Source organism: Rhizobium metallidurans (assembly GCF_014196505.1).
GTDB lineage: Bacteria > Pseudomonadota > Alphaproteobacteria > Rhizobiales > Rhizobiaceae > Rhizobium > Rhizobium metallidurans.
Genome location: NZ_JACIDW010000008.1, coordinates 98,702 through 121,427 on the forward strand (window position 1 = coordinate 98,702; position 22,726 = coordinate 121,427).

Sequence of the window (22,726 nt, forward strand, 5' to 3'; positions counted from 1 at the left end):
GCGGCGGAGGTGACCGAGCGTCCGGGTCGCCGCCTGGTCGAGCTAGCTTTCCTTCGACGTCCGGTCGGTGTGGCCGAGATCGCGGTCGGGGTCGATGATATCGCGGATGCGCTGCTTGAGTTCCTTGGGGCCGGGAAAGCCGCCGTCGCGCTTGCGCTCCCAGATAAGCTCGTCATCGACGCGGATCTCGAAATTGCCGCCGGTGCCGGGGATGAGCGCCACTTCACCGAGGCTGTCGGTGAACGTCTGCAACAGCTCCTGCGCCATCCAGCCGGCGCGCAGCAGCCAGTTGCACTGGGTGCAGTAGAGAATGGTCACGCGGGCTTTTTTCTCGGTCATGGGGCTTTCCGTCGGGCTTTCGGTCTGTCGTCGCAGTCGCGCCAAACTTACGAAGTGGCCGGGTGTGACGCAACGGATATTGCAATGCGCGATGGCTTGGTGTTCTTCCTGAAGCGACAGGAAGACAGGAGATGCCGATGCGGGTTGCCGTGGTCGAAAACATGAAGAACACGCCGCTGGGCTCGCTCGGCATCGCGCTTGCCGAAGCCAATGCCGAGCTCGACATCTACCAGCCCTATCTCGACGGCCGGCTGCCGCGGAGCATCTTCGAGCATGGCGCGCTTGTCGTGCTTGGTGGCGAGCAGGACGCACTCGACGATGCGAACTATCCCTATCTGCCCGCTCTGGCGCGGCTGATGCAGCGCTTTTGCGAGGCGGGCAAGGCGGTGATGGGCATCTGCCTGGGATCGCAGATCCTGGCGCGCGCCTATGGCGCGGAAAACCATCTCGGCCGGCAGCTGGAGTTCGGCTGGAAATCCGTCGAGAAGACGGAAGAGGGCAAGGCCGATCCGCTGCTGTCGGGCCTCGAGGCCGACTTCACCACCTTCGAGTGGCACAGCGATACATTCACGTTGCCTCAGGGCGCCTGCCTGCTCGCGACCAGCCCACTCGTGCGCAACCAGGCCTTCCGGCTTGGCCGCGCCACCTATGGCACGCAGTTTCATTTCGAGGCCAGCCGCGCGGTGGTGGAGGGCTGGACGACGGGCTTCGAGGCGACGATCGAGCGGATGGAGCCCGGCTGGCTGCAGCGCCACCCCGATCTCGCCCCGGTGGACGGCGCCGCGGCCGATGCCAGCGGTCTTGCGATCGCGCGCAACTGGGTCGCGATGATCGAGGTCGCGACGACGAAGGAACCTGCCGCCGCCAGCGCCTGAGGGGGCGCGGGCGCGGGCAACGATCCGCCGGCCTTCGTCAGCCGGCTTGCATCGGCCAGCTTGCATCGGCCAGCATGTATCAGCCGGCCTTGAGGCCCGGACTTGCATCGCCGCCGATGAGCTCCGGCATCAGATCGGCGATCTTCACGACCTTGCCGCTGCGTGCGCTTGACAGGGCTGCGATGCCCGTCAGCACCGACATAGCGCCGGCGCGGGTGCCGGCGCGCTGGCCGAGGCGGTCTTCCATGCCGGGCTTGAAGATCATGTTGCGCATGCGGTTGTCGCCGCCATAGTGACCGCCGGAAGAATGCGGCACGACGATGCGTTCGACCGGCGCCCTGCCCTTCGGAAAGTTGCGGATCAAAAGGATCGTATCCTCGTCCGGCGTTTCCCACGGCTGCTTTTCGAACTGGCGCAACTCGATCCGCCCCTCGGTGCCGTTGAAGGCGATGTGGTGGCCTTCGATCGGCTGGAAGGTGTTCAGCGAATAAGAGACGTGGACGTTGTTGCGGTAGCGCAGGCTGACGACCATGGTGTCGGGGATATCGATATCCTCGCGATAGACGCAGCCGTCGCGGAAATAGCCGTCGATCTCGGAGGGGTCTTCATAGAGCGCGTCGAGGAAGGGATCGGCCTCGAGATCGAGGTAGTAGTCGCACTCCCCCGCGTGCGGACAGAGCTTGCAGCGCGGGCCACGGAACGGGCCCTTGCGGCCGTAATTCTGTAGGTCTGCAAACGAGGTAACGGCCTCGGGATCGCTGTCGAGATACCAGTTGAGCAAGTCGAAGTGGTGGGTGGCCTTGTGGACGAAGAGGCTGCCGGAGTTTTCCGTATAGGCGTGCCAGCGGCGGAAGTAATCGGCGCCGTGTTTCGTGTCGAGGTACCAGTGGAAATCGACGGAGGTGACGCGTCCGATCTCGCCCGAGGAGAGCAGCTCCTTGATCCTGGCGGCCGTCGGCGCGTAGCGATAGTTGAAGGAGACGTCGACGCGCTTGCCGCTGCGCTTTTCGGCATCGAGGATGCGGCGGATCTTGTCGACGGCTGTCGTCATCGGCTTTTCGGTGATGACGTCGATGCCGGCTTCGAGCGCGCGCACGACGATGTCGTCATGGGTGTAATCGGGCGTGCAGACGATGACCATGTCGACCTCATGCTCGGCGAGCATGGCGTCGATGTTCTCATAGATCGGGGCATTGCTGCCGATCATGGTGCGGGCGCGTTCGGCGCGCAGCGAATTGGTGTCGACGATCGCCACCAGATCCACATGCTCGCGCCAGCCGGCCAGCAATTCCTTGCCCCACATGGTCGTTCCGCGATTTCCGGTGCCTATCAGTGCGAAGCGGCGTTTCTCCATCGAATGATCCTCCTTCATGCGTGCGGAAACGAATGTGTTGTTCTGCCTCTGGTCCGTGCCGGCTCAGATCCGGCAGCAGTCGTGGAAGCGCTCGACGCAGGTGCGGATCACCTCGTCGGCCGGGCGTTTCCACCAGTTCTCCGCCGAGAATATCTCGACCTCCTGCGCGCCGTGAAAGCCTGATACCTCCACCATCCGTCTTATGCCCTTCAGGTCGATGACGCCATCACCCATCATGCCGCGGTCGGTCAGCATGTCCCTGGTCGGCACCAGCCAATCGCAGATGTGATGCGCGAGAATGCGCTGCTCGCGCCCGGCGCGGGCGATCTCACGCGCGAGGTCCGGGTCCCACCAGACATGGTAGACGTCGATCGCGACGCCGACCCCCTCGCCCAGCGTCTCGCACATGTCGAGCGCCTTGCCGAGCGTGTTCACGCAGGACCGGTCGGCGGCATACATGGGGTGCAGCGGCTCGATCGCCAGCGGCACGCCGCTCGCGCGGGCATGCGGCAGCGTGGCGGCGATGCCATCGCGGACCATCTCGCGGGCGTCCTCGATATTCTTCGATCCGCCGGCGAGCCCGCCAACCACGAGCACGAGGCAATCGGCGCCCAATGCAGCCGCCTCGTCGATGGCGCGTCTGTTGTCGTCGATCGCCGACTGACGGTCCGCGGCGCTGGCCGCCGGAAAGAAACCGCCACGGCAGAGGCCGGTGAGCTTGATGCCGTTCTGGTGGATGATGCGCGCCGCCTCGTCGATCCCGATCCTGGCGACCTGATCGCGCCAGGGGGCGATTGAGGTGATGCCGTGTTTCAGGCAGAGATCGACCGCTTCGGCGAAGCCGCATTGCTCGCGTATCGTCGCGAGGTTGATGGAGAGACCATCTACCATGCTTGCCAAGCCCCGCTTTCATGCGGGGCAACAGGTGCGATCACCATGGGTGCATAGCGCGCTATATCAGACATTGCTCAGAACTCCAGTGCGGGCACATCGAGCCAGCGGCGTTCGGCCCAGGACTTCAGCCCGAGTTCGGCGAGCTGCACACCCTTGGCGCCGGCCTCGAGACCATAGGGCCAGGGCGCGTCCTCGGCGACATGGCGCAGGAACATCTCCCACTGCGCCTTGAAGCCGTTGTCGAACATCTGCGTGTCGGGAACCTCGTCCCAGGTCCTGTAGAAATCGATCGTCTGCGGCTGGTCCGGATTCCAGACGGGCTTTGGCGTGTTGACGCGGTGCTGGGTCCAGCATTTCGTCAGTCCGGCGACGGCCGAACCGCGGGTGCCGTCGACCTGGAAAGTGACGAGATCGTCGCGGCGCACGCGCACCGCCCAGGACGAATTGATATGGGCGATCACCCCGCCTTCGAGTTCGAAGGTGGCATAGGCGGCGTCATCGGTATCGCAATCATAGGGCTTGCCCTGTTCGTCGATGCGGGTGCCGATATGGGTGGCGCCGAGGCAGGAGACGGATTTGACCTCGCCGAAGAGATTGTCGAGCACGTAGCGCCAGTGGCAGAGCATGTCGAGAATGATGCCGCCGCCATCGGCCTTGCGGTAATTCCAGGACGGGCGCTGCGCCGGCACACCCCAATCGCCCTCGAAGACCCAATAGCCGAACTCGCCGCGCACGGAGAGGATCTTGCCGAAGAAACCACTGTCGCGCAGCAGCGCCAGCTTGCGCAGGCCGGGCAGGAAGAGCTTGTCCTGCACGACGCCATGCTTGAGGCCCGAGCCGCGCGCCTTGCGGGCGAGCGCGATGGCGACCTCGAGGTCGTCGGAGATCGGCTTTTCGCAATAGACGTGCTTGCCGGCATCGAGCGCCCGGGACAAAAGCTCGGCGCGCATCAGCGTTGTGCCGGCGTCGAAGAAGATCTGGTCGTCCGGATTTTTAAGGGCAGCGTCGAGATCGGTCGACCAGCGCCTGATGCCGTGGCGCTTGGCCAGTTCCTCCATCTTGGCGGCGTTGCGGCCGACGATGATGGGGTCGATCTCGAGCTTTTCGCCGGATTTCAGCGTCAGGCCACCCTGATCGCGGATCGCCAGTATCGAGCGGACGAGGTGCTGATTGTAGCCCATCCGGCCCGTTACGCCGTGCAGAATTATCCCTAGACGCGCCATGTCTGCCTCCCTGCAAAATGTCTTACAAACTTTCTTGCAAATGCCGGACGCGCGATGCCGCGCGGCTCCTCCCGGCCAGTAACCAAACAGTTACTTGATGACAGAGGAGAAGCGGCGCTGTCAATAGCCGAGGTCAAATTTCAGCGATCAGGCCTTGATGGACGCAAGCGTGACGTGGACGATATGGCGCTCCCAGGCGTCGAGATTGTCCTTCTCCTGAAGGTCGCGGCCGAAGATGGTCGAGAGCGTGTACTGGTTGGAAATGTAGAAATAGCCGAGCGAGGCGATGGTCAGATAGACGTTCAGCGGATCGGCGACCGCGATGAAGACGCCCGCCTTCTTGCCGCGGTCGAGCACCTCGGTCAGCTCGACGATCAGATGCGAATGCAGCTCCTTCAGCCGTACCGACTGGCGCAGCCAGCGGGCGCGGTGCAGGTTCTCGGTGCCGAGCAGGCTCAGGAATTCGGGATGCTTGAGGAAATAGCGCCAGGTGAACAGCGCCAGCTCGGCGATCCCCTCCTCCGGGCTGCGGTCGCCGATATGCAGTTCGCGCTCGGCGGTGCGGATGCCGACATAGGCTTCCTCGAGCACATGCAGATAGACCTGCTCCTTGTCGCCGAAATAGTGATAGAGCATGCGCTTGTTGGTGCCGGCACGCTCGGCGATGGCATCGACGCGGGCGCCGCCCATGCCGTTTTCAGCGAATTCCCGGGTCGCGGCTTCGAGAATGGCGGCGCGCGTCCGCTCCGGATCGCGCTGCAGGACACGCTCTTGCGAGCGCCGCTTGACCGTCTTCTTCTCTCCGCCATCCATCCGTTGCCGCCCTTTCCCGTAAACCTCGCGCTCATAGTCGTTTATGAACAGTTTGTAAAAAACAAAGCCCGACGATCCCGCCACCACATGTCGCTTGACAGTCCCGGTGCTTCTTCATAGCTTGTAACCAAATAGTTATTTGTTGCAAGAGAAACCAGCCGGGAGCGTGTGGAGGCGCTCCCCAAGGGAGGAGGAAAAACAGATGACGTTTCGTGTGAGCAGACGCAATTTCGTTGCGGGAGGGGCAGCCCTTCTTTCGATGTCCGCACTGGGGCCAGGGGCTTTTGCCGCCGACGCCCGACTGCGGCTCTTGTGGTGGGGTTCGCAGCCGCGCGCCGATCGCACCAACAAGGTGTCGGATCTCTACAAGGCCAAGAATTCAGGCACGTCGATAACAGGCGAGTTCCTGGGATGGAGCGATTACTGGCCGCGCCTGGCAACCCAGGTCGCCGGTCGCAACGCGCCCGACGTGATCCAGATGGATTACCGCTATATCGTCGAATATGCGCGGCGCGGCGCGCTCGCCCCGCTTGAATCCTACATGCCGTCGAAGCTCAATCTCGACGATTTCGATCCGGCGCAGGTCGAGGGCGGCAAGGTCGACGGCCGTCTCTACGGCGTCAGCCTCGGCGCCAATTCGGCGGCAACCGTCATCAACACGGTGGCGCTGCAGGAAGCCGGCATCGAGGCGCCGACGAACAAGACGACCTGGGAAGAGCTCGGCAAGATGGGCGCCGAGATCACCAAGGCAGGCAAGCGCAAGGGCTTCTTCGGCTTCGCCGACGGCAGCGGCGCGGAACCGCTCTTCGAAAACTACGTGCGCCAGCGCGGCAAGGCACTCTACACGGCGGATTCGAAGATCGCCTTCGGCGCCGACGACGCATCCGAGTGGTTCGACATGTGGGCCAAGTTCCGCGAGGCGCAGGCCTGCGTGCCGCCCGACGTGCAGGCGCTCTACAAGGACACGATCGACACCGCGCCGCTGACGCTCGGCAAGGCCGCGATCGACTATGCGCACAGCAACCAGTTCGTCGGCTTCCAGGCCGTGGTCAAGGACAAGCTGACGCTCAGCAACTATCCGCTGATCAAGGCGGATTCGAAGGGCGGCCACTACCGCAAGCCGTCGATGTTCTTCTCCGTCTCGGCACAGTCCAAGGCGCTCGATCAGGCCGTCGACTACGTCAACTTCTTCGTCAAGGACCCTGATGCCGCCAAGGTGCTCGACGTCGAGCGCGGCATCCCGGAATCGAAGGCGATGCGTGACGTCGTGGCCGGAATGCTCGACGATGTCGGCAAGATCCCGCTGAACTACGTGGCCAATCTCGGCGATCTCGCCGGGCCGCTGCCGCCGCCGCCTCCTTCCGGTGCCGGCGAAGGGCAGACCGTCCTGCGCCAGCTTGCCGAGCAGGTCGCCTTCGGCCAGCTTACGCCCGCCGATGCCGGCAAACAGCTTGTCGACGAGATCACGCGCCTTCTCGCGCGGGGTTGACCGAGATGAGCAATGCGGTGCGCGCGACGGCTGACCGGGCCGCGGCGGCGGAGCAGTACCAGGGAGTGGTCGCCGACGGACGTTGGCGACGCCTCCTTGCCGCCAACGGGCCGGGATATCTCTTTCTTCTTCCCTGGCTCCTCGGCTTCCTGGGGCTGACGCTCGGGCCGGCGCTGGTATCGCTCTACCTGTCGTTCACGGATTTCGACATGATCCGCTCGCCTGAATGGGTGGGGGCCGCGAACTATGTGCGCATCACCACCGCGGACCCGAAGTTCGCGGCGGCGATGAAGGTGACGCTGACCTATGTGGTGCTGTCGGTGCCGTTCAAGCTGGTCTTCGCGCTTCTGGTGGCGATGGCGCTCAACAAGGGGGTGCGGGGGCTGACCGTCTACCGCGCCGTCTTCTACCTTCCATCGCTGCTTGGCGGCAGCGTGGCGATCGCCGTCTTGTGGCGGCAGCTTTTTGCCGGCGACGGTCTGGTCAACGCGGCGCTTTCGCAGATCGGCATCCAGGGGCCGAGCTGGATCTCGCATCCGAGCTACTCGATCTATACGCTGGTGGCGCTCAGCGTCTGGCAGTTCGGCTCGCCGATGATCATCTTTCTCGCCGGTCTCCGCCAGATCCCGACAGACATGTACGAGGCGGCGAGCCTCGACGGGGCCTCGAAGTTCCGGCAGTTCTACAAGATCACCCTGCCGCTGCTGACGCCCGTCATCTTCTTCAACGCCGTGGTGCAGACGATCGACGCCTTCAAGGCGTTCACGCCTGCCTTCATCATCTCCGGCGGATCGGGCGGACCGATCAACTCGACGCTATTCTACACGCTCTATCTCTATCAGGAGGCCTTCGGGAACTTCCGCATGGGCTATGCTTCCGCTCTTGCATGGATCCTGGTGCTGATCATCGCCGTGTTCACCGCCTTCTCGTTCCTGTCCTCACGCTACTGGGTGCATTACGATGACTAACGGGATCACGACAGCGGTCGCCGCGCCGCCATCCGACATCACCAAGCGCAGCCTGCCGGCCTCGATCGTCGTTCACACGCTGCTGATCATCGCCTCGCTGCTGATGCTCTATCCGCTCTTGTGGATGGTGTCGGCGTCGGTGCGACCGGAAAACGAGATTTTCTCGTCGACCTCGCTCATCCCGTCGTCGATCGATTTCACCTCCTATGTGCGCGGCTGGAGCGGGCTCGACATCACCTTCGGGCGCTTCTTCTGGAACTCGCTGGTAATTTCGCTCCTGACCGTGACCGGCAACGTGGTGGCCTGTTCGCTGGCGGCCTATGCCTTCGCGCGGCTGCGCTTCGCCGGCCGGAACTTCTGGTTCGCGATCATGCTCGGCACGCTGATGATCCCCTATCACGTGACGCTGATCCCGCAATATGTGCTGTTTCTCAACCTCGGCTGGGTGAACACCATCCTGCCGCTGGTCGTGCCGAAGTTTCTCGCCAGCGACGCCTTCTTCATCTTCCTGATGGTGCAGTTCTTCCGGGGCATCCCGCGCGAGCTCGACGAGGCGGCGATGATGGACGGCTGCAGCGCCTGGCGGATCTATTGGAAGATCATGCTGCCGCTCTCGCTGCCGGTGCTGGCGACGGCGGCGATCTTCTCCTTCATCTGGACCTGGGACGACTTCTTCGGGCCGCTGATCTACCTCAACGACATGAACACCTACACGATCCAGCTCGGCCTGCGCACGTTCGTCGATTCGAGCAGTTCCTCGGACTGGGGCGGGCTTTTCGCCATGTCGACGCTGACGCTGGTGCCGGTGTTCTTCTTCTTCCTGTTCTTCCAGCGGCTGCTGATCGACGGCATCGCCACGACCGGCATGAAGCGTTGAGACCGGCCGCAATGGACATGCCAGAGAGACCTATCCCATGAGTATCAAGAGAGTAGCGATCATCGGCTGCGGCATCGGCCGCTCGCATATCGTCGAGGGCTACCTGCCGCATCCAGACAAGTTCGAAGTGGCTGTTCTCTGCGACCTCAACGAAGCCAGGCTCGCCGAAGTGGCCGACGAGTTCGGCATCATCGGTCGCACCACCTCGTTTGCAGAGGTTCTCGCCGACGACAGCATCGACATCGTCGACATCTGCACGCCGCCGGGCATTCATCTCGAGCAGGTGGTGGCGGCCCTTCAGGCGGGCAAGCACGTGATCTGCGAGAAGCCGCTCACCGGATCGCTATCAGGCGTCGACGAGATCATGCGCGTCGAAAAGACCGCCAGGGGCGTGCTGATGCCGATCTTCCAGTATCGCTACGGCGACGGCGTGGAGAAGGCGAAGCGGATCATCGAGGCGGGGATCGCGGGCAAGCCCTATGTGGGTTCGGTCGAGACCTTCTGGCTGCGTACACCCGCCTATTACGCCGTTCCCTGGCGCGGCAAATGGGCAACCGAGCTCGGCGGCGTGCTGGTGACGCATGCGCTGCACCTGCACGACATGCTGCTGCACCTGATGGGACCGGCTAAGCGCGTGTTCGGCCGTGTGGCGACCCGCGTCAACGACATCGAGGTGGAGGACTGCGCCTCGGCGAGCCTGCAAATGGAAAACGGCGCCTTCGTCTCGCTCTCCTGCACGCTCGGCTCGCAGCAGGAGATCAGCCGGCTGAGGCTGCATTTCGAGAACGTCACCTTCGAGAGCAACCATGAGGCCTATTCGCCGGGCAAGGACCCATGGACGATCCTTGCCGCCAATGACGAGGTGCAGCGGCGGATCGACGCCGTGATCGGCGACTGGCAGCCGGTGGCGCCGCGCTTCACCACGCAGATGGCGCATTTCCACGCCCATCTCGAAGGCAAGGGTCCGTTGCCCGTCAGCACCGAGGATGCGCGGCGGGCGCTGGAACTGGTGACCGCCATCTATCAATCGTCGGACAGCGGCCAGGACATCGCCCTGCCTGTCGGACCCGACAGCCCGAAATACGCCGACTGGCGCGCAAGAACCCGGTAACGGACCAGACAAAGACCAGACAAGGAAACCCAAGAGATGGCAACGAGCGTCGTTCTTCAGAAGGTCGAGAAACGCTATGGCGCGCTTGACGTCATCCACGGCATCGATCTGGCGATCGAGCCCGGCGAATTCGTCGTTTTCGTCGGCCCGTCCGGCTGCGGCAAGTCCACGCTGCTTCGTATGATCGCCGGACTGGAGGAGATCTCCGGCGGCGCCTTGATGCTCGACAACGAGCGGATGAACGAGGTGGCGCCGGCCAAGCGTGGGATCGCCATGGTGTTCCAGTCCTACGCGCTCTACCCGCACATGTCCGTCTACAAGAACCTCGCCTTCGGCTTGGAGACGGCCGGCTACAAGAAGGCCGAGATCGAGCCCAGGGTGCAGCGCGCCGCGCAGATCCTGCAGATCGAGAAGCTGTTGCAGCGCAAGCCGAAGGCGCTCTCCGGCGGTCAGCGGCAGCGCGTCGCGATCGGCCGCGCCATCGTGCGCGAACCGCGCATCTTCCTGTTCGACGAGCCGCTCTCCAACCTCGACGCGGAACTGCGCGTGCAGATGCGCGTGGAGATCTCGCGGCTACACCGCAGCCTGGGGAATACGATGATCTACGTCACCCACGACCAGGTGGAAGCCATGACCATGGCCGACAAGATCGTGGTGCTGAACTCCGGCCGCATCGAGCAGGTGGGCGCGCCGCTCGACCTCTACAACAACCCCGCCAACCGCTTCGTCGCCGGCTTTATCGGCAGCCCGAAGATGAACTTCCTGCAGGGCAAGATCGAAGCCGTCGGCGAGAGCGAGACAACGATCAACGTCTGCGGCAACGGCGTGCGGCTGCCGCGCCGGGTGGCGGCGCAGGCGGGAGAGAGCGTGACCTTCGGCATCCGTCCGGAGCATCTGTCGCTGATCGACAAGGGCGGCATCGCGCTCTCGTCCGTCAACATCGACCTCTTGGAAAACCTCGGTGGCGCGACGATGCTCTACACGACGACGCCGGACAAGCAGCAGCTGACGATCGCGCTCGACGGGCAGCAGAAGGCGGAGCGCGGGGCCAACGTCACCGCCTACTTCGACCCGGCGCGCTGTCATGTCTTCGACGGTGCGGGCGCGACGATCTAGGCCGCCATCTGGCCAGCTTGACAGCCCGCAGCCCTCTCGCCAAGATTTCAACAGGATAGGCCGCGAGGGGGACAGCGTGACGCCTGAAGACCGGATACATGCGCTTGGCATATGGAATGGTCCGGTCGATATCTCGGCGATCACGGGAGGCATCACCAACCGCAATTATCTGGTCCGCGACGGCGCGCTGAAGCGGGTCGTGCGGCTGGGCGACGACATCCCCGTCCATCACATCAGCCGGTCGAACGAGTTGGCGGCGAGCAAGGCGGCGCATGCGGCGGGGCTTTCGCCGGCGGTGATCCACCACGCGCCGGGCGTGCTGGTGCTCGACTACATCGATGCACGAGCGCTGACGCCCGAGGATCTGCGCGACGCCGGGACGCTGGAGCGCGTGATCCCGCTGGTGCGCGCCTGCCATCACGATATCGCACGCGAATTTCGCGGCGCGGCCACGATCTTCTGGGTGTTTCATGTGGTGCGCGACTATATCGCCACGCTGGAGGCCGCCGGCAGCCCGTATAGCCCACTATTTTTCGATCTACTGATCAAGGCGGAGCGGCTGGAGCAGGCGGCGGGGCCGTTCGAGATCGCCTTCGGCCATAACGACATGCTGGCCGCCAATTTTCTCGACGACGGCAAAAGGCTCTGGCTGATCGACTGGGACTATGCCGGCTTCAACACCCCGCTCTTCGATCTCGGCGGGCTCGCCTCCAACAACGAGTTTTCCGAGGATGCGGAGCGGGCGATGCTGGAGGCCTATTATCAAAAGCCGCTGACACCGGATCTCTGGCGGCGCTACCGGGCGATGAAATGCGCCTCTCTCTTGCGCGAGATGCTGTGGAGCATGGTGTCGGAAATCCACTCGACCATCGACTTCGACTACGCCGCCTATACCGCCGAAAACCGCGCGCGCTTCGAGCGTGCCTATGCCGAACAGGATCAATGACATGACGAAGGAATTGCCCAGGACCGCCAAGGTTGTCGTCATCGGCGGCGGCATCATCGGCTGCTCGACGGCCTATCATCTCGGCAAGCTCGGCTTGACGGATACCGTGCTCTTGGAGCGCAAGAAGCTGACCTCGGGCACCACCTTCCATGCCGCCGGCCTCGTCGGCCAGCTCCGGACGAGCGCCAACATCACCCAACTGCTCGGCTATTCCGTCGATCTCTACAAGCGGCTGGAAGCGGAGACCGGGCTCGGCACCGGCTGGAAGATGAACGGCGGCCTGCGGCTGGCCTGCAACGAGGAACGCTGGACGGAAGTGAAGCGGCAGGCGACCACGGCGCAATCCTTCGGGCTCGACATGCAGCTTCTGACGCCGCGGGAAGCCTTCGACCTCTGGCCGCTGATGACGATCGACGACCTGATCGGCGCCGCCTATCTTCCGACCGACGGCCAGGCCAATCCTTCAGACATCACGCAGGCGCTCGCCAAGGGCGCGCGCATGGCCGGCGTTTCGATCTTCGAGGATACTGAAGTGATCGACATCGAGATCGACAAGGGCCGCATCCGCGCCGTGATCACCGAGCACGGCCGCATCGAATGCGAGCGCGTCGTCGTCTGCGCCGGGCAATGGACGCGCAATTTCGCGGCGCGCTTCGGCGTCAACGTGCCGCTGATCTCGGTCGAACACCAGTACATCATCACCGAATCCTTCGGCGTGCCCTCCAACCTGCCGACGCTGCGCGATCCCGACCGGCTGACCTATTACAAGGAAGAGGTGGGCGGCATCGTGATGGGCGGCTACGAGCCGAACCCGATCCCCTGGGCGACATCGGGCATTCCCGAGGGTTTCCACTACACGCTGCTCGACAGCAATTTCGACCATTTCGAGCAGATCATGGAGCAGGCGCTCGGCCGCGTGCCTGATCTTGAGAATGTCGGCGTCAAGCAGCTCCTGAACGGGCCGGAGAGCTTTACGCCCGATGGCAACTTCATTCTCGGCGAGGCGCCGGAGCTCAGGAACTTCTTCGTCGGCGCCGGCTTCAACGCCTTCGGCATCGCGTCTGCCGGCGGCGCCGGGATGGCGCTGGCGGAGTGGGTCTCCAAGGGCGAGCCGCCCTACGATCTCTGGCCTGTCGATATCCGCCGCTTCGGCCGCCCGCATTTCGACACCGACTGGGTGCGCACCCGCACGCTGGAGGCCTATGGCAAGCACTACACGCTGGCCTTCCCCTTCGAGGAGTATTCCAGCGGTCGCCCATGCCGCAAATCGCCGCTCTACGACCGGCTGAAGGCGCAGGGCGCGTGCTTCGGCGAAAAGCTCGGCTGGGAGCGGCCCAACTGGTTCGCCGATCTCTTCGCCAACGAGGAACCGAAGGACGTCTACAGCTACGAGAGGCAGAACTGGTTCGAGGCGGTGGGCCGCGAGCACAGGGCGGTGCGCGAGGCTGCGGTCATCTTCGACCAGACCTCGTTCGCCAAGTTCACGCTGAAGGGTCGCGACGCGGAAAAGGCACTCTCCTGGATATCAGCCAATGATGTGGCCAGGCCGGTCGGCTCGCTCGTCTACACGCAGATGCTGAACGACAAGGGCGGCATCGAATGCGACCTCACCTGCGCGCGCATCGCCGAGGACGAATATTACATCGTCACCGGCACGGGCTTCGCGACACACGACTTCGACTGGATCGCCCGCAACATTCCAGACGACCTGCATGCCGAACTGGTCGATGTGACCTCGGCCTATTGCGTGCTGGCGCTGATGGGGCCGAATGCACGCGCGGTGCTGGAGAAGGTCACGGGCAGCGATATCTCCAACGCCGCCTTCCCCTTCGGCCGCGTCAAGACCATCGGCATCGGCGGCTGCCCGGTGCGCGCGCTGCGCATCACCTATGTCGGCGAGCTCGGCTACGAGCTGCATGTGCCGATCGAATACGCCACCACGGTCTATGACGCGCTGATGGCGGCGGGCAATCCGCTGCATCTCGTCAATGCCGGCTATCGCGCGATCGAAAGCTGCCGGCTGGAAAAGGGCTACCGCGCCTGGGGCTCGGACATCGGGCCGGATCATACGCCGATCGAAGCCGGCCTCGGCTGGGCGGTGAAGACGAAGAAGACCACGCCGTTCCGCGGCCGCGAGGCGATCGAGCAGCAGCTAGCATCGGGCGTCAAGAAGATACTCGCCTGCTTCGTGCCCGATGATTCCGACGTGGTGCTGCTCGGCCGCGAGACGATCTACCGCGACGGCAAGCGCGTGGGATGGCTGTCGTCAGGCGGCTTCGGCTACACCGTGGGCAAGCCGATCGGCTACGGCTACGTGCGCAACGCCGAGGGCGTGACGGAAGATTTCGTGCTGTCGGGTCGATATGAGCTCGACGTCGCGCGGGTCAGGGTGCCGTGCCAGGTGTCGCTGACGCCGCTTTACGATCCCGAGATGGCGCGGGTGAAGGCTTAGTCTAAAGCCCTCACCTCACCGCTCCAATCAGAACAGCGGCAGCTTGCTATCCTGGATCAGGATGTCGAGCTTGTTGGTCACGTCCTCCGCCCATGCGGCGTTCCCGGTGAGCGCGGCCGGGAAGAGGCCGGGCAGTGTGAACAGCGCCGCGGCCACGGTGGGGCCGTTGTGGGGGACATCCACCAGCAATGCGGCGATCTCGTTGGCGCGGGGGTCGCGCAACTCGTAGCTCTTGCCGTTGCGGTCGATGCCAAGCGCGTACCGCATCCAGGCGGCGACGGCGATGGCGTAGGTTTCCGCCTGGCTGCCCCCGGCCAAGGCTTCCACCGCCGGTTCCAGCAGGCGCTGCGGCAGCTTCTGGGTGCCGTCCATGGCGATCTGGTAGGTGCGGTGAGCGATCGCCTTGTTCGCAAAGCGGGCTATCAATTCGTCGGCATAGGCGTCCAGATCGATGCCGGGGACCGGGTCGAGCGTGCTGGCGGCGGCGTTCATGTGGCGGCGGGCAAGGGCCGACAGGCCGCTATCGCCCATGACATCGCGGATGAATTCATAGCCGCCGATATAACCGAGATAGGCGAGCAGCGAATGCGCGCCGTTCAGCATGCGCAGCTTCATCTTCTCATAGGCCGAGACATCCTCGACCATCAGCGCGCCGGCCTTTTCCCATTGCGGGCGGCCGTTGGCGAAGCTGTCCTCGATGACCCACTGTGTGAAGGGTTCGGTCTCGATCGCCGCAAGGTCGACGCGGCCGGTGAGCGCTTCGGCGTCACGATAGGTGGCATCGGTGCTGGCGGGCGTGATGCGGTCGACCATGGTCGAGGGGAAAGGAACTTCACGCTCGATCCAGGCCTTCAGCTCGGCATCGACGCGGCCGGCGAAATCGAGCACGAGGCGCTTCAACACCGCGCCGTTGCTCGGAAGATTGTCACAGCTCAGCGGGGTGAACGGCGCGATGCCCCTGGCGCGGCGGCGCGCCAGGCCCTCGACGAGATAGCCAATGACGCCACGCGGGGCGTGGCGGTTGGCAAGGTCGGCGATGATATCGGCATGCTTGAGATCGAGCCCGCCGGTGGCGGCATCGAAGCCATAGGCCTTTTCAGTCACCGTCAGGCTGACGATGCGGATGGCGGGGTCTTCCAGCCGCGCCAGCAGTTCACCCGGGTCGCGGGTCGCGACGTGCGCCTTGAGGATCGGACCGATGACATGCGCGACCGTGCCTTCCGTGTCGCGCACCAGCATGGTGTAGAGGCCGTTCTGCTCGTTCAGGTGATCGGCGACATCGGCGGTGCGCAGGCTTGCGACCTCGATCCCCCAATCGCCACCGGCGAGCGCCAGCGCCGCATCGGTATAGGGCGCGAAGTGAGCGCGGAAGAAGGCGCCGGGGCCGAGATGCAGGATGCCCGGCTTCAGCTTGTCCCGGTTGAAGGCGGGAAGCTTGGCGGATGGTGCCAGGCCGGTGAGGCGCGTCAGTCGTTCGGTCACAGCTTGTAGGCCTTCTTGGCGTTGCCGTAGGAGAGATCGGCGGCGGCGATTGCCGCATCCTTGCGAGATATCCGGTGCTCGGCGGCCAGCGTCGCCAGGAAGCCGCAAACCTCGCGGCGCCAGACGTCGTGGCGGGCGGGGATGGAGAGCAGCGCGCGGGTATCGTCGTTGAAGCCGGCCATGTTGGCGAAGCCTGCCGTCTCGACCACCTGGTCGAGATAGCGGCGAATGCCGGCCGGGCTGTCGTGGAACCACCAGGGCGGGCCGATCATCAGGCAGGGCCAGTGGCCGGCCATCGGCGCCAGTTCGCGGGCGTAGGTGGTTTCGTCGAGCGTGAAGAGCAGCACGCGCAGACCCGGCGCATGGCCGTATTTCGCCAGAAGCGCCGAGAGCCCGCCGACCCAATCGGTCGGCGTCGGGATGTCGGCGCCCATGTTCGGTCCGCGCGTCTGGAAGAGTTCGCGGTCGGTGTTGCGGCGCGAGCCGGCGTGGATCTGCATGACCATGCCGTCTTCCGCCGAAAGGCCGGCCATTTCCGTCAGCATCTGGCCACGGAAGAGCTCGGCCTCGCCGGCCTCTAGCGTGCCCCTGTGCGCCCGGTCGAGCAGCCGCTGCTTGTCGGAATGCGGGAGATCGGCGGTGAAAGCGGTGGGGACGCCGTGGTCGGTGGCGGTGGCGCCGAACTGGCGGAAATAGGCGCGGCGCTTACGGTGTGCGTCGATCAGGCCATCCCAGCTCGCGACGTCGCAACCGGTGAGTTCGCCGAGCTTGACGAGATTTTCGCGGAAGCCGACGGCATCGGGATCGGTGACGCCATCGGGGCGATAGGTGGTGCGAACACGGCCGATCCAGCCATCCTCGGCCATCTTCCGGTGGTGCGGGAGCTGATCGAGCGCGCCTTCGGTGGTGGCGATGGTCTCGATACCGAAGCGCTTGTGCAGCGCGCGCGGACGGAATTCCGGCAGGGCCAGTTGCGCGTTGATGTGGTCGTAGAGCGCGTCGGCGTTTTCAGGCGTCAGCGGCTCCTCGCAGCCGAGCACGGCCGACATGGCGTGATCGACCCAGAGGCTCGACGGGGTTCCCCGGAAGAGATGATAATGCGCCGCGAAGGTGCGCCAGATGGCGCGGCCAGACGAGACGGGCTTGCCGTCGAGGCGGGGAACGCCGAGATCGTCGAGCTTGACGCCGACGCTGTGCAACATGCGGAAGAGATAGTGATCCGGAATGACGAGCAGCGAGGCGGCATCCTCGAAGGGCCTGTCGTCGGCGAACCAGGCGGGTTCGGTGTGCCCGTGCGGACTGACGATCGGGAGCGCGCTTACGCTCTCGTAAAGCTCGCGCGCGATTGATCGCGTTGCCGGATCGGCGGGAAAGAGCCGGTCCGGATGCAGAAATCCATTGCCAACATCCATCAGTATTCCTCCCTGGTCCCTACCGGCCTAGCGCACAAAAAAAGACGCGGCAAGGGCTTTTAGTAACCAAACGGTTCACTTTGTGAATCGGCGGCGGTGCCTCTCGAAACGGTTGACCTTGCGGCCTATTTCCGCTTTGGAGAGCGCAATCACAGGACCGGTTCATATGGCCGGTCGTGGCAAGGAGAGCCCGATGCCGGATCAGACCGATCGTATCACCCAACTCGAGGAAACCGTCGCCCATCAGGCCAAGACGATCGAGGAACTGTCCGACCAGCTGACGGAACAGTGGAAGGTGGTCGAGCAGACGCGCGCCAAGCTGGACCGGCTGACCGAGCGCTTTCTCTCGCTCGAGGAACAATCGCTGGAAGCGCCGTCGATCACAAGGCCGCCGCACTACTGATTGTCGCCATCTTGCCCTTCGCGGGCGAAATCCCTATATCGGAGCTCGAGAGGACGACCTCCCCCTTCTGGGCAAAAACTCGGGACGACCCGACCTATCCCACAGGGGTTATCCATGCGATCCACATCCGACCGTATCCGTCACGCCATCAGTTTCGAAATCATCGGCCTTGCCCTGGTCACGCCACTCGGCGCGCTGGCGTTCGGCATGCCTCTCGCCGATGTCGGCGTGGTCGGCGTTGCCGGCGCCACGCTCGCGACGGGCTGGAACTATCTCTACAATCTCGGCTTCGACCATGCGATGCAGCGCCTGACCGGCGGCACGAGGAAGAGCCTTGCCGTTCGCGTCCTGCATGCCGTCCTGTTCGAGGGTGGCCTGCTTCTGGCGCTCCTGCCGCTGATCGCCTGGTATCTCGACGTCAGCCTTCTGGAGGCCTTCCTGATGGACGTGTCCTTCGCGCTCTTCTATCTGGTCTACACCTTCGTCTTCAACTGGGCCTACGACCGGATCTTCCCGCTGCCGGACTGGCAGGGGAAGACGTCTGACGCGATGCGCGGCTGATCGTCTTCATGCGGCGCCAAATGGCGCGGTTTGCGATTGCGGCTTTCGGGTCTATATAGCGCCAGAACATCATTGCTCAGCGAAAGACGACAGCATGGCCGCGACGATCCGTTACCACGAAGGCGATATTCCGGCGGCCGTCGCCGCCCGTTACACCGGCGCCGTCGCGATCGACACCGAAACGCTGGGGCTGGTGCCGCGCCGCGACCGGCTGTGCGTCGTTCAGCTTTCATCGGGAGACGGCACGGCCGACGTCATCCGCATCGCCGCCGGGCAGACCGAAGCGCCGAACCTGGTGGCGCTTCTGGCCGATCCGACGCACCAGAAGATCTTCCATTACGGTCGATTCGATATCGCGGTTCTCTTCCACACATTCGGCGTGACGACGCAGCCGGTGTTCTGCACCAAGATCGCCTCGCGCCTCTGCCGCACCTATACCGACCGCCATGGACTGAAGGACAATCTCAAGGAGATGCTCGAGGTCGACGTCTCCAAGGCACAACAATCGTCCGACTGGGGTGCCGAGACGCTGTCGCAGGCGCAGCTCGAATATGCGGCCTCGGATGTGCTCCATCTGCATGCGCTGCGCGACAAGCTCACGCATCGCCTTATCCGCGACGGGCGCTTCGAGCATGCGACGGCCTGCTTCGAATTCCTGCCAACCCGCGCCAAGCTCGATCTTCTCGGCTGGGAAGAGACGGATATTTTCGCGCACAGCTGAGGCGTGCTTTCCAGCTTCCCGCGACGGAAGCCGTCATGCCCCGGCACGCACCGAATGATTAGTGCTTCGTTAACGGTGAATCACTAGGATACGCATTAACTTCTAAGCATTCCGCGGCGCGATGGAGCGCCCTCCGGGTCCGTCAGTCGGGCGGAGAATGCCAACAGCCCGATGAACGCGGCTTTCTTGTAACCTGCTTTATCGCATTTTACGAAAGAGGAAGCATGCCATGTTGACTCCCGTTCGTGCAGCATCAAGTTCAAGCTTTCCCTCGCAGGGGTCGCCCTCGGCGCTCGATGCCAGCGACATCGTGCGCGGCTCGACCGCGATCGCGCCCGTCAACCAGGTCGAGAGCCCGGACCTGACGTCCGGCGCCACCGCCAAGCTCAACATCCTGCTGCTTGCCGTCCGGGCCCGCATGGTCGAGGCATTGCTCAACGTGCTGACCGCCACGGGACAGGCGATGTCCCAGCCGCGCGACGCCGACGAGCCGGATCTCGTCTTCGCATCGCGGCTGGCCGAAGCGATCCAGAAGCTGCCGGCCGCCAAGATCGAGATCATCGAGCGCCAGCTGGCGGCCAAGGGATACACGATACCGCTGCGCCTGCTTGCCGAGGCCCTGCAGAACCCGGCCGGACCGGCCGCGACGCGCATCGCCGCCTATCTCGAAACGATCGGCTCCAGGGATCGCGATCTCGCGACGCGCGCCGTTCTCAAATCCTACAGCCAGAACGACGGCTCGCCGGCGCGCGCCGAACAGCGGCCGGAGATAAGCCTGCATCGCGATACGGTCACATCGCCTGCGCCCCGCGCGACGACAGCGGCTTCGGAGGCCGGCGGACCAAGAAACGCGGCGATGTCGGCGGCAGACGAGGCCGCCGACCGCAAGAGCGAAGTGACCGCGCAGGCCACCGTCGCCGACGAGGCCGCCCCGGCCCCGTCAGCCGAACGGGCGGAGCCGAAAGCAGCGATGGCCGCCGCAAGCGTCGCGCGCTCGACGGAAGAAGCCGTGGAAGCGCCTGTTGCAGCGGCCGAAGCGGAGGCATCGGCTCCCGTAGCCGAAGCCGAGACAGGCGAGGTTATGGCGGAACCGGCAGTCACGGGCGACACCAGGGCCGATCCGATCATCCCGAAGACCTGGGTCGGTATTCCGGCTTCGCTGTCGAAGGACGAGACCGACATGATCGTCGTCATCATCCGCGATCAGCAGACGGAGGTTCTGATCGAGGCGACCGAGGTGGAGCCGGCGGTCGATATCGACGTGCTGCTGGACGATACGCTGATCGCCGACATCCCCGACAATCTGAAGCGCCCCGCCGAGCAAATGCTGCTGGCGAACGGGCTCGCCAAGCCGGTGGCGGCGCAGACCGCGCCCTCGCCGCTGGAGGCCGCGGCGGCACAGGCGGCGGCGAGACAGCCCGAAGAGACGGATGGCAACGCGCCATCATCAGCGGCGCGGCAGATGATCGAAGCAACCTACGCGCCCGTTCTGATGAAGATCGTCGAGGGCGTGCCCTATGCGCCGCAGCCCTACAACTTCGCCAAGGACGAGGCTGATGACGCCGGTTCGCGCGAGATGAACCGCCAGGACCACAACGGCAACATCGATCAGGGCGACGAGAAAAGCGACGACCAGGACGGCGCGGACGAGGCGGAGACGCCCGAAGAGCAGGCTTTGGCGGCCGGTGACGACAGCGACGAAGCGGCATTCATGGCCGCGCAGCAATCCGCGATAGCGGCACCCGTGCTTGACGAAGAGGGCGCGCCCATCCTGATGCTGCCGGGTCCCGGCCTGCCGATGGCGCCGGCGAGCGATGAGGCCTATGCGCGCTACCGGCGCATGGTCGGCTGGGAATAGCCCGGCTTTCGACCTCCTCCCAAGGGACCGAAAACGAAAGAACCCGCCGGATCGCTCCGGCGGGTTCTTTTGTTCTTCAAGCCTGACGGCTGGCGATTATTCGCCGCGGTTCTTCAGAGCCGCGCCGAGGATGTCGCCGAGCGAAGCGCCAGAGTCGGACGAACCGAACTGAGCAACGGCTTCCTTCTCTTCAGCGATTTCCAGAGCCTTGATCGAAAGCATGACCTTGCGGTCCTTCTTCGAGAAGTTGGTGACGCGAGCGTCAACCGTCTGGCCAACCGAGAAGCGCTCCGGACGCTGGTCGTCGCGATCGCGAGCGAGGTCAGCGCGGCGGATGAACGAGGTGATGTCTTCGTGGTCGACGAGCTTCACTTCGATGCCACCGTCGTTGACGGCGATGACTTCAGCCGAAACAACAGCGTTCTTGCGCAGGTCGCCGGAAGCGGCTGCTTCGCCGACCGCATCCTTGCCGAGCTGCTTGATGCCGAGCGAGATGCGCTCCTTCTCGACGTCCACATCGAGAACGACAGCCTTGACGACGTCGCCCTTGTTGTATTCCTCGATGACCTGTTCGCCCGGACGGTTCCAGTCGAGGTCGGAGAGGTGCACCATGCCGTCAACATCGCCGTCGAGGCCGATGAACAGGCCGAATTCGGTCTTGTTCTTGACTTCGCCTTCGACTTCAGTGCCGGCCGGATGGTTGCGAGCGAATGCCGCCCACGGATTTTCCAGGGTCTGCTTGAGGCCGAGCGAAATACGACGCTTGGACGGATCGACTTCGAGAACGACGACTTCGACTTCCTGGCTCGTGGACAGGATCTTGCCGGGGTGTACGTTCTTCTTGGTCCAGGACATTTCCGAGATGTGGATCAGGCCTTCGATGCCCGGCTCCAGCTCGACGAACGCACCGTAGTCGGTGATGTTCGTGACGGTACCGGAGATCTTCTTGCCTTCCGGATACTTGGCCTGGATGCCATCCCACGGATCCGACTCGAGCTGCTTCATGCCGAGCGAGATGCGGTGGGTTTCCTGGTTGATGCGGATGATCTGAACCTTGACCTGCTGGCCAATGGACAGGATTTCCGACGGATGGTTCACACGGCGCCATGCCATGTCGGTGACGTGCAGCAGGCCGTCGATGCCGCCGAGGTCAACGAACGCACCGTAATCGGTGATGTTCTTGACGACGCCGTCAACAACCTGGCCTTCTTCGAGGTTCTGAACGATTTCAGAACGCTGCTCGGCACGGGATTCTTCCAGAACCGTACGACGCGATACGACGATGTTGCCGCGACGCTTGTCCATCTTGAGGATTTCGAAGGGCTGCGGGTTGTGCATCAGCGGGGTAACGTCGCGGATCGGACGGATGTCGACCTGCGAACGCGGCAGGAAGGCAATCGCGCCGTCGAGGTCAACCGTGAAGCCGCCCTTGACCTGGTTGAAGATAACGCCTTCAACGCGCTCACCAGCTTCGAACTTGGCTTCGAGCTTGACCCAGCTCTCTTCGCGGCGAGCCTTTTCGCGCGACAGAACAGCTTCGCCGAGAGCGTTTTCGATGCGCTCAACGTAAACTTCGACTTCGTCGCCGACCTTGAGCGTGCCGTCCTTGGCCTTGGCGCCGAATTCCTTGAGCAGAATGCGACCTTCGACCTTGAGGCCAACGTCGACAACGGCGGAGTCCTTCTCGATTGCCGTTACGATACCCTTGGTTACATAGCCTTCAGCCAGATCGTTCTTGGCAAAGGATTCTTCCAGAAGGGCCGCGAAATCTTCGCGAGAGGGAGTAGCTACTGACATGAAATCTCCTGCGTGTCCGAATCTTTGGACACGTA

20 protein-coding genes are annotated in these 22,726 nt (G+C 64.0%); 12 read left to right on the forward strand and 8 right to left on the reverse strand.

All coding sequences use genetic code 11. The features are described from left to right. Positions 1–42 precede the first annotated feature (42 nt). Positions 43–339, reverse strand: a complete 297-nt coding sequence (locus GGQ67_RS14015; protein ID WP_112944963.1) for an Rdx family protein — start codon at positions 337–339, stop codon at positions 43–45. 137 nt (positions 340–476) lie between these two features. Between GGQ67_RS14015 and GGQ67_RS14020 the strand changes: the two genes are divergently transcribed. Next, positions 477–1,214 (forward strand): type 1 glutamine amidotransferase, encoded by a 738-nt coding sequence (locus GGQ67_RS14020; protein ID WP_183900837.1) that lies wholly within the window; start codon positions 477–479, stop codon positions 1,212–1,214. Positions 1,215–1,293: 79 nt separating this feature from the next. Here GGQ67_RS14020 and GGQ67_RS14025 read toward each other — a convergent pair whose 3' ends face one another. The 4 genes from GGQ67_RS14025 to GGQ67_RS14040 form a co-directional block, all read right to left on the reverse strand. Beyond that, positions 1,294–2,568 (reverse strand): Gfo/Idh/MocA family protein, encoded by a 1,275-nt coding sequence (locus GGQ67_RS14025; protein ID WP_183900766.1) that lies wholly within the window; start codon positions 2,566–2,568, stop codon positions 1,294–1,296. 63 nt (positions 2,569–2,631) lie between these two features. After that, a complete protein-coding gene (locus GGQ67_RS14030; protein ID WP_183900838.1) occupies positions 2,632–3,459 on the reverse strand; it encodes a sugar phosphate isomerase/epimerase family protein in 828 nt (275 codons plus the stop codon). A gap of 77 nt (positions 3,460–3,536) precedes the next feature. Beyond that, positions 3,537–4,685: a Gfo/Idh/MocA family protein gene (locus GGQ67_RS14035; protein WP_183900767.1), complete on the reverse strand. Its 1,149-nt coding sequence runs from the start codon at positions 4,683–4,685 to the stop codon at positions 3,537–3,539. A gap of 147 nt (positions 4,686–4,832) precedes the next feature. Continuing rightward, positions 4,833–5,498, reverse strand: coding sequence for a TetR/AcrR family transcriptional regulator (locus tag GGQ67_RS14040; RefSeq protein WP_183900768.1), 666 nt, complete (start codon positions 5,496–5,498; stop codon positions 4,833–4,835). A gap of 202 nt (positions 5,499–5,700) precedes the next feature. Here GGQ67_RS14040 and GGQ67_RS14045 point away from each other — a divergent pair, with 202 nt between their 5' ends. From GGQ67_RS14045 to GGQ67_RS14075, 7 genes are all read left to right on the forward strand, one after another. Further along, entirely contained in the window at positions 5,701–6,987 is a 1,287-nt protein-coding gene (locus GGQ67_RS14045; protein ID WP_183900769.1) for an ABC transporter substrate-binding protein, read from the forward strand. Between the two features lie 5 nt (positions 6,988–6,992). Further along, positions 6,993–7,955 carry a carbohydrate ABC transporter permease gene (locus GGQ67_RS14050; RefSeq protein ID WP_183900770.1) on the forward strand — a complete coding sequence of 321 codons (963 nt, stop codon included), beginning with the start codon at positions 6,993–6,995 and terminating at the stop codon, positions 7,953–7,955. Beyond that, the gene (locus tag GGQ67_RS14055; RefSeq protein ID WP_183900771.1) at positions 7,948–8,832 is read left to right on the forward strand and encodes a carbohydrate ABC transporter permease; all 885 of its coding nucleotides are present in this window, start codon (positions 7,948–7,950) and stop codon (positions 8,830–8,832) included. Before GGQ67_RS14050 ends, GGQ67_RS14055 begins: the two co-directional genes overlap by 8 nt. Before the next feature lie 37 nt (positions 8,833–8,869). Continuing rightward, on the forward strand, positions 8,870–9,943 hold the full coding sequence (locus tag GGQ67_RS14060; protein ID WP_183900772.1) for a Gfo/Idh/MocA family protein: 1,074 nt from the start codon (positions 8,870–8,872) through the stop codon (positions 9,941–9,943). A 36-nt stretch (positions 9,944–9,979) separates the two neighbouring features. After that, positions 9,980–11,059, forward strand: coding sequence for an ABC transporter ATP-binding protein (locus GGQ67_RS14065; RefSeq protein WP_183900773.1), 1,080 nt, complete (start codon positions 9,980–9,982; stop codon positions 11,057–11,059). A gap of 76 nt (positions 11,060–11,135) precedes the next feature. Next, positions 11,136–12,005 (forward strand): phosphotransferase, encoded by an 870-nt coding sequence (locus tag GGQ67_RS14070; protein WP_183900774.1) that lies wholly within the window; start codon positions 11,136–11,138, stop codon positions 12,003–12,005. A 1-nt stretch (position 12,006) separates the two neighbouring features. Continuing rightward, positions 12,007–14,457: a GcvT family protein gene (locus GGQ67_RS14075; protein ID WP_183900775.1), complete on the forward strand. Its 2,451-nt coding sequence runs from the start codon at positions 12,007–12,009 to the stop codon at positions 14,455–14,457. 27 nt (positions 14,458–14,484) lie between these two features. Here GGQ67_RS14075 and GGQ67_RS14080 read toward each other — a convergent pair whose 3' ends face one another. After that, positions 14,485–15,939, reverse strand: a complete 1,455-nt coding sequence (locus GGQ67_RS14080; protein WP_183900776.1) for a mannitol dehydrogenase family protein — start codon at positions 15,937–15,939, stop codon at positions 14,485–14,487. After that, on the reverse strand, positions 15,936–17,351 hold the full coding sequence (uxaC, locus tag GGQ67_RS14085; protein ID WP_183900777.1) for a glucuronate isomerase: 1,416 nt from the start codon (positions 17,349–17,351) through the stop codon (positions 15,936–15,938). Before uxaC ends, GGQ67_RS14080 begins: the two co-directional genes overlap by 4 nt. 193 nt (positions 17,352–17,544) lie before the next feature. On the opposite strand from uxaC, the gene GGQ67_RS14090 reads away from it, so the two are divergent. The 4 genes from GGQ67_RS14090 to GGQ67_RS14105 all read left to right on the forward strand — a co-directional run bounded on the left by GGQ67_RS14090 (position 17,545) and on the right by GGQ67_RS14105 (position 20,894). After that, the gene (locus GGQ67_RS14090) at positions 17,545–17,754 is read left to right on the forward strand and encodes a SlyX family protein (protein ID WP_183900778.1); all 210 of its coding nucleotides are present in this window, start codon (positions 17,545–17,547) and stop codon (positions 17,752–17,754) included. 114 nt (positions 17,755–17,868) lie between these two features. Further along, a complete protein-coding gene (locus tag GGQ67_RS14095; protein ID WP_183900779.1) occupies positions 17,869–18,315 on the forward strand; it encodes a PACE efflux transporter in 447 nt (148 codons plus the stop codon). Positions 18,316–18,409: 94 nt separating this feature from the next. Next, entirely contained in the window at positions 18,410–19,036 is a 627-nt protein-coding gene (locus GGQ67_RS14100; protein ID WP_183900780.1) for a ribonuclease D, read from the forward strand. A 229-nt stretch (positions 19,037–19,265) separates the two neighbouring features. After that, positions 19,266–20,894 (forward strand): hypothetical protein, encoded by a 1,629-nt coding sequence (locus GGQ67_RS14105; protein WP_183900781.1) that lies wholly within the window; start codon positions 19,266–19,268, stop codon positions 20,892–20,894. A gap of 96 nt (positions 20,895–20,990) precedes the next feature. Here the strand turns inward: GGQ67_RS14105 and rpsA are convergent, their stop codons facing one another. After that, entirely contained in the window at positions 20,991–22,691 is a 1,701-nt protein-coding gene (gene rpsA, locus GGQ67_RS14110) for a 30S ribosomal protein S1 (RefSeq protein WP_183900782.1), read from the reverse strand. Between the last annotated feature and the right edge of the window lie 35 nt (positions 22,692–22,726).

Coding starts and splice junctions, on each gene's coding strand:
- GGQ67_RS14020 (WP_183900837.1), top strand. CDS start 477: ATGCGGGTTGCCGTGGTCGAAAACATGAAGAACACGCCGCTGGGCTCG.
- GGQ67_RS14045 (WP_183900769.1), top strand. CDS start 5,701: ATGACGTTTCGTGTGAGCAGACGCAATTTCGTTGCGGGAGGGGCAGCC.
- GGQ67_RS14040 (WP_183900768.1), bottom strand. CDS start 5,498: ATGGATGGCGGAGAGAAGAAGACGGTCAAGCGGCGCTCGCAAGAGCGT.
- GGQ67_RS14015 (WP_112944963.1), bottom strand. CDS start 339: ATGACCGAGAAAAAAGCCCGCGTGACCATTCTCTACTGCACCCAGTGC.
- GGQ67_RS14035 (WP_183900767.1), bottom strand. CDS start 4,685: ATGGCGCGTCTAGGGATAATTCTGCACGGCGTAACGGGCCGGATGGGC.
- GGQ67_RS14050 (WP_183900770.1), top strand. CDS start 6,993: ATGAGCAATGCGGTGCGCGCGACGGCTGACCGGGCCGCGGCGGCGGAG.
- GGQ67_RS14095 (WP_183900779.1), top strand. CDS start 17,869: ATGCGATCCACATCCGACCGTATCCGTCACGCCATCAGTTTCGAAATC.
- GGQ67_RS14100 (WP_183900780.1), top strand. CDS start 18,410: ATGGCCGCGACGATCCGTTACCACGAAGGCGATATTCCGGCGGCCGTC.
- GGQ67_RS14105 (WP_183900781.1), top strand. CDS start 19,266: ATGTTGACTCCCGTTCGTGCAGCATCAAGTTCAAGCTTTCCCTCGCAG.
- uxaC (WP_183900777.1), bottom strand. CDS start 17,351: ATGGATGTTGGCAATGGATTTCTGCATCCGGACCGGCTCTTTCCCGCC.
- GGQ67_RS14025 (WP_183900766.1), bottom strand. CDS start 2,568: ATGGAGAAACGCCGCTTCGCACTGATAGGCACCGGAAATCGCGGAACG.
- rpsA (WP_183900782.1), bottom strand. CDS start 22,691: ATGTCAGTAGCTACTCCCTCTCGCGAAGATTTCGCGGCCCTTCTGGAA.
- GGQ67_RS14065 (WP_183900773.1), top strand. CDS start 9,980: ATGGCAACGAGCGTCGTTCTTCAGAAGGTCGAGAAACGCTATGGCGCG.
- GGQ67_RS14090 (WP_183900778.1), top strand. CDS start 17,545: ATGCCGGATCAGACCGATCGTATCACCCAACTCGAGGAAACCGTCGCC.
- GGQ67_RS14075 (WP_183900775.1), top strand. CDS start 12,007: ATGACGAAGGAATTGCCCAGGACCGCCAAGGTTGTCGTCATCGGCGGC.
- GGQ67_RS14060 (WP_183900772.1), top strand. CDS start 8,870: ATGAGTATCAAGAGAGTAGCGATCATCGGCTGCGGCATCGGCCGCTCG.
- GGQ67_RS14030 (WP_183900838.1), bottom strand. CDS start 3,459: ATGGTAGATGGTCTCTCCATCAACCTCGCGACGATACGCGAGCAATGC.
- GGQ67_RS14055 (WP_183900771.1), top strand. CDS start 7,948: ATGACTAACGGGATCACGACAGCGGTCGCCGCGCCGCCATCCGACATC.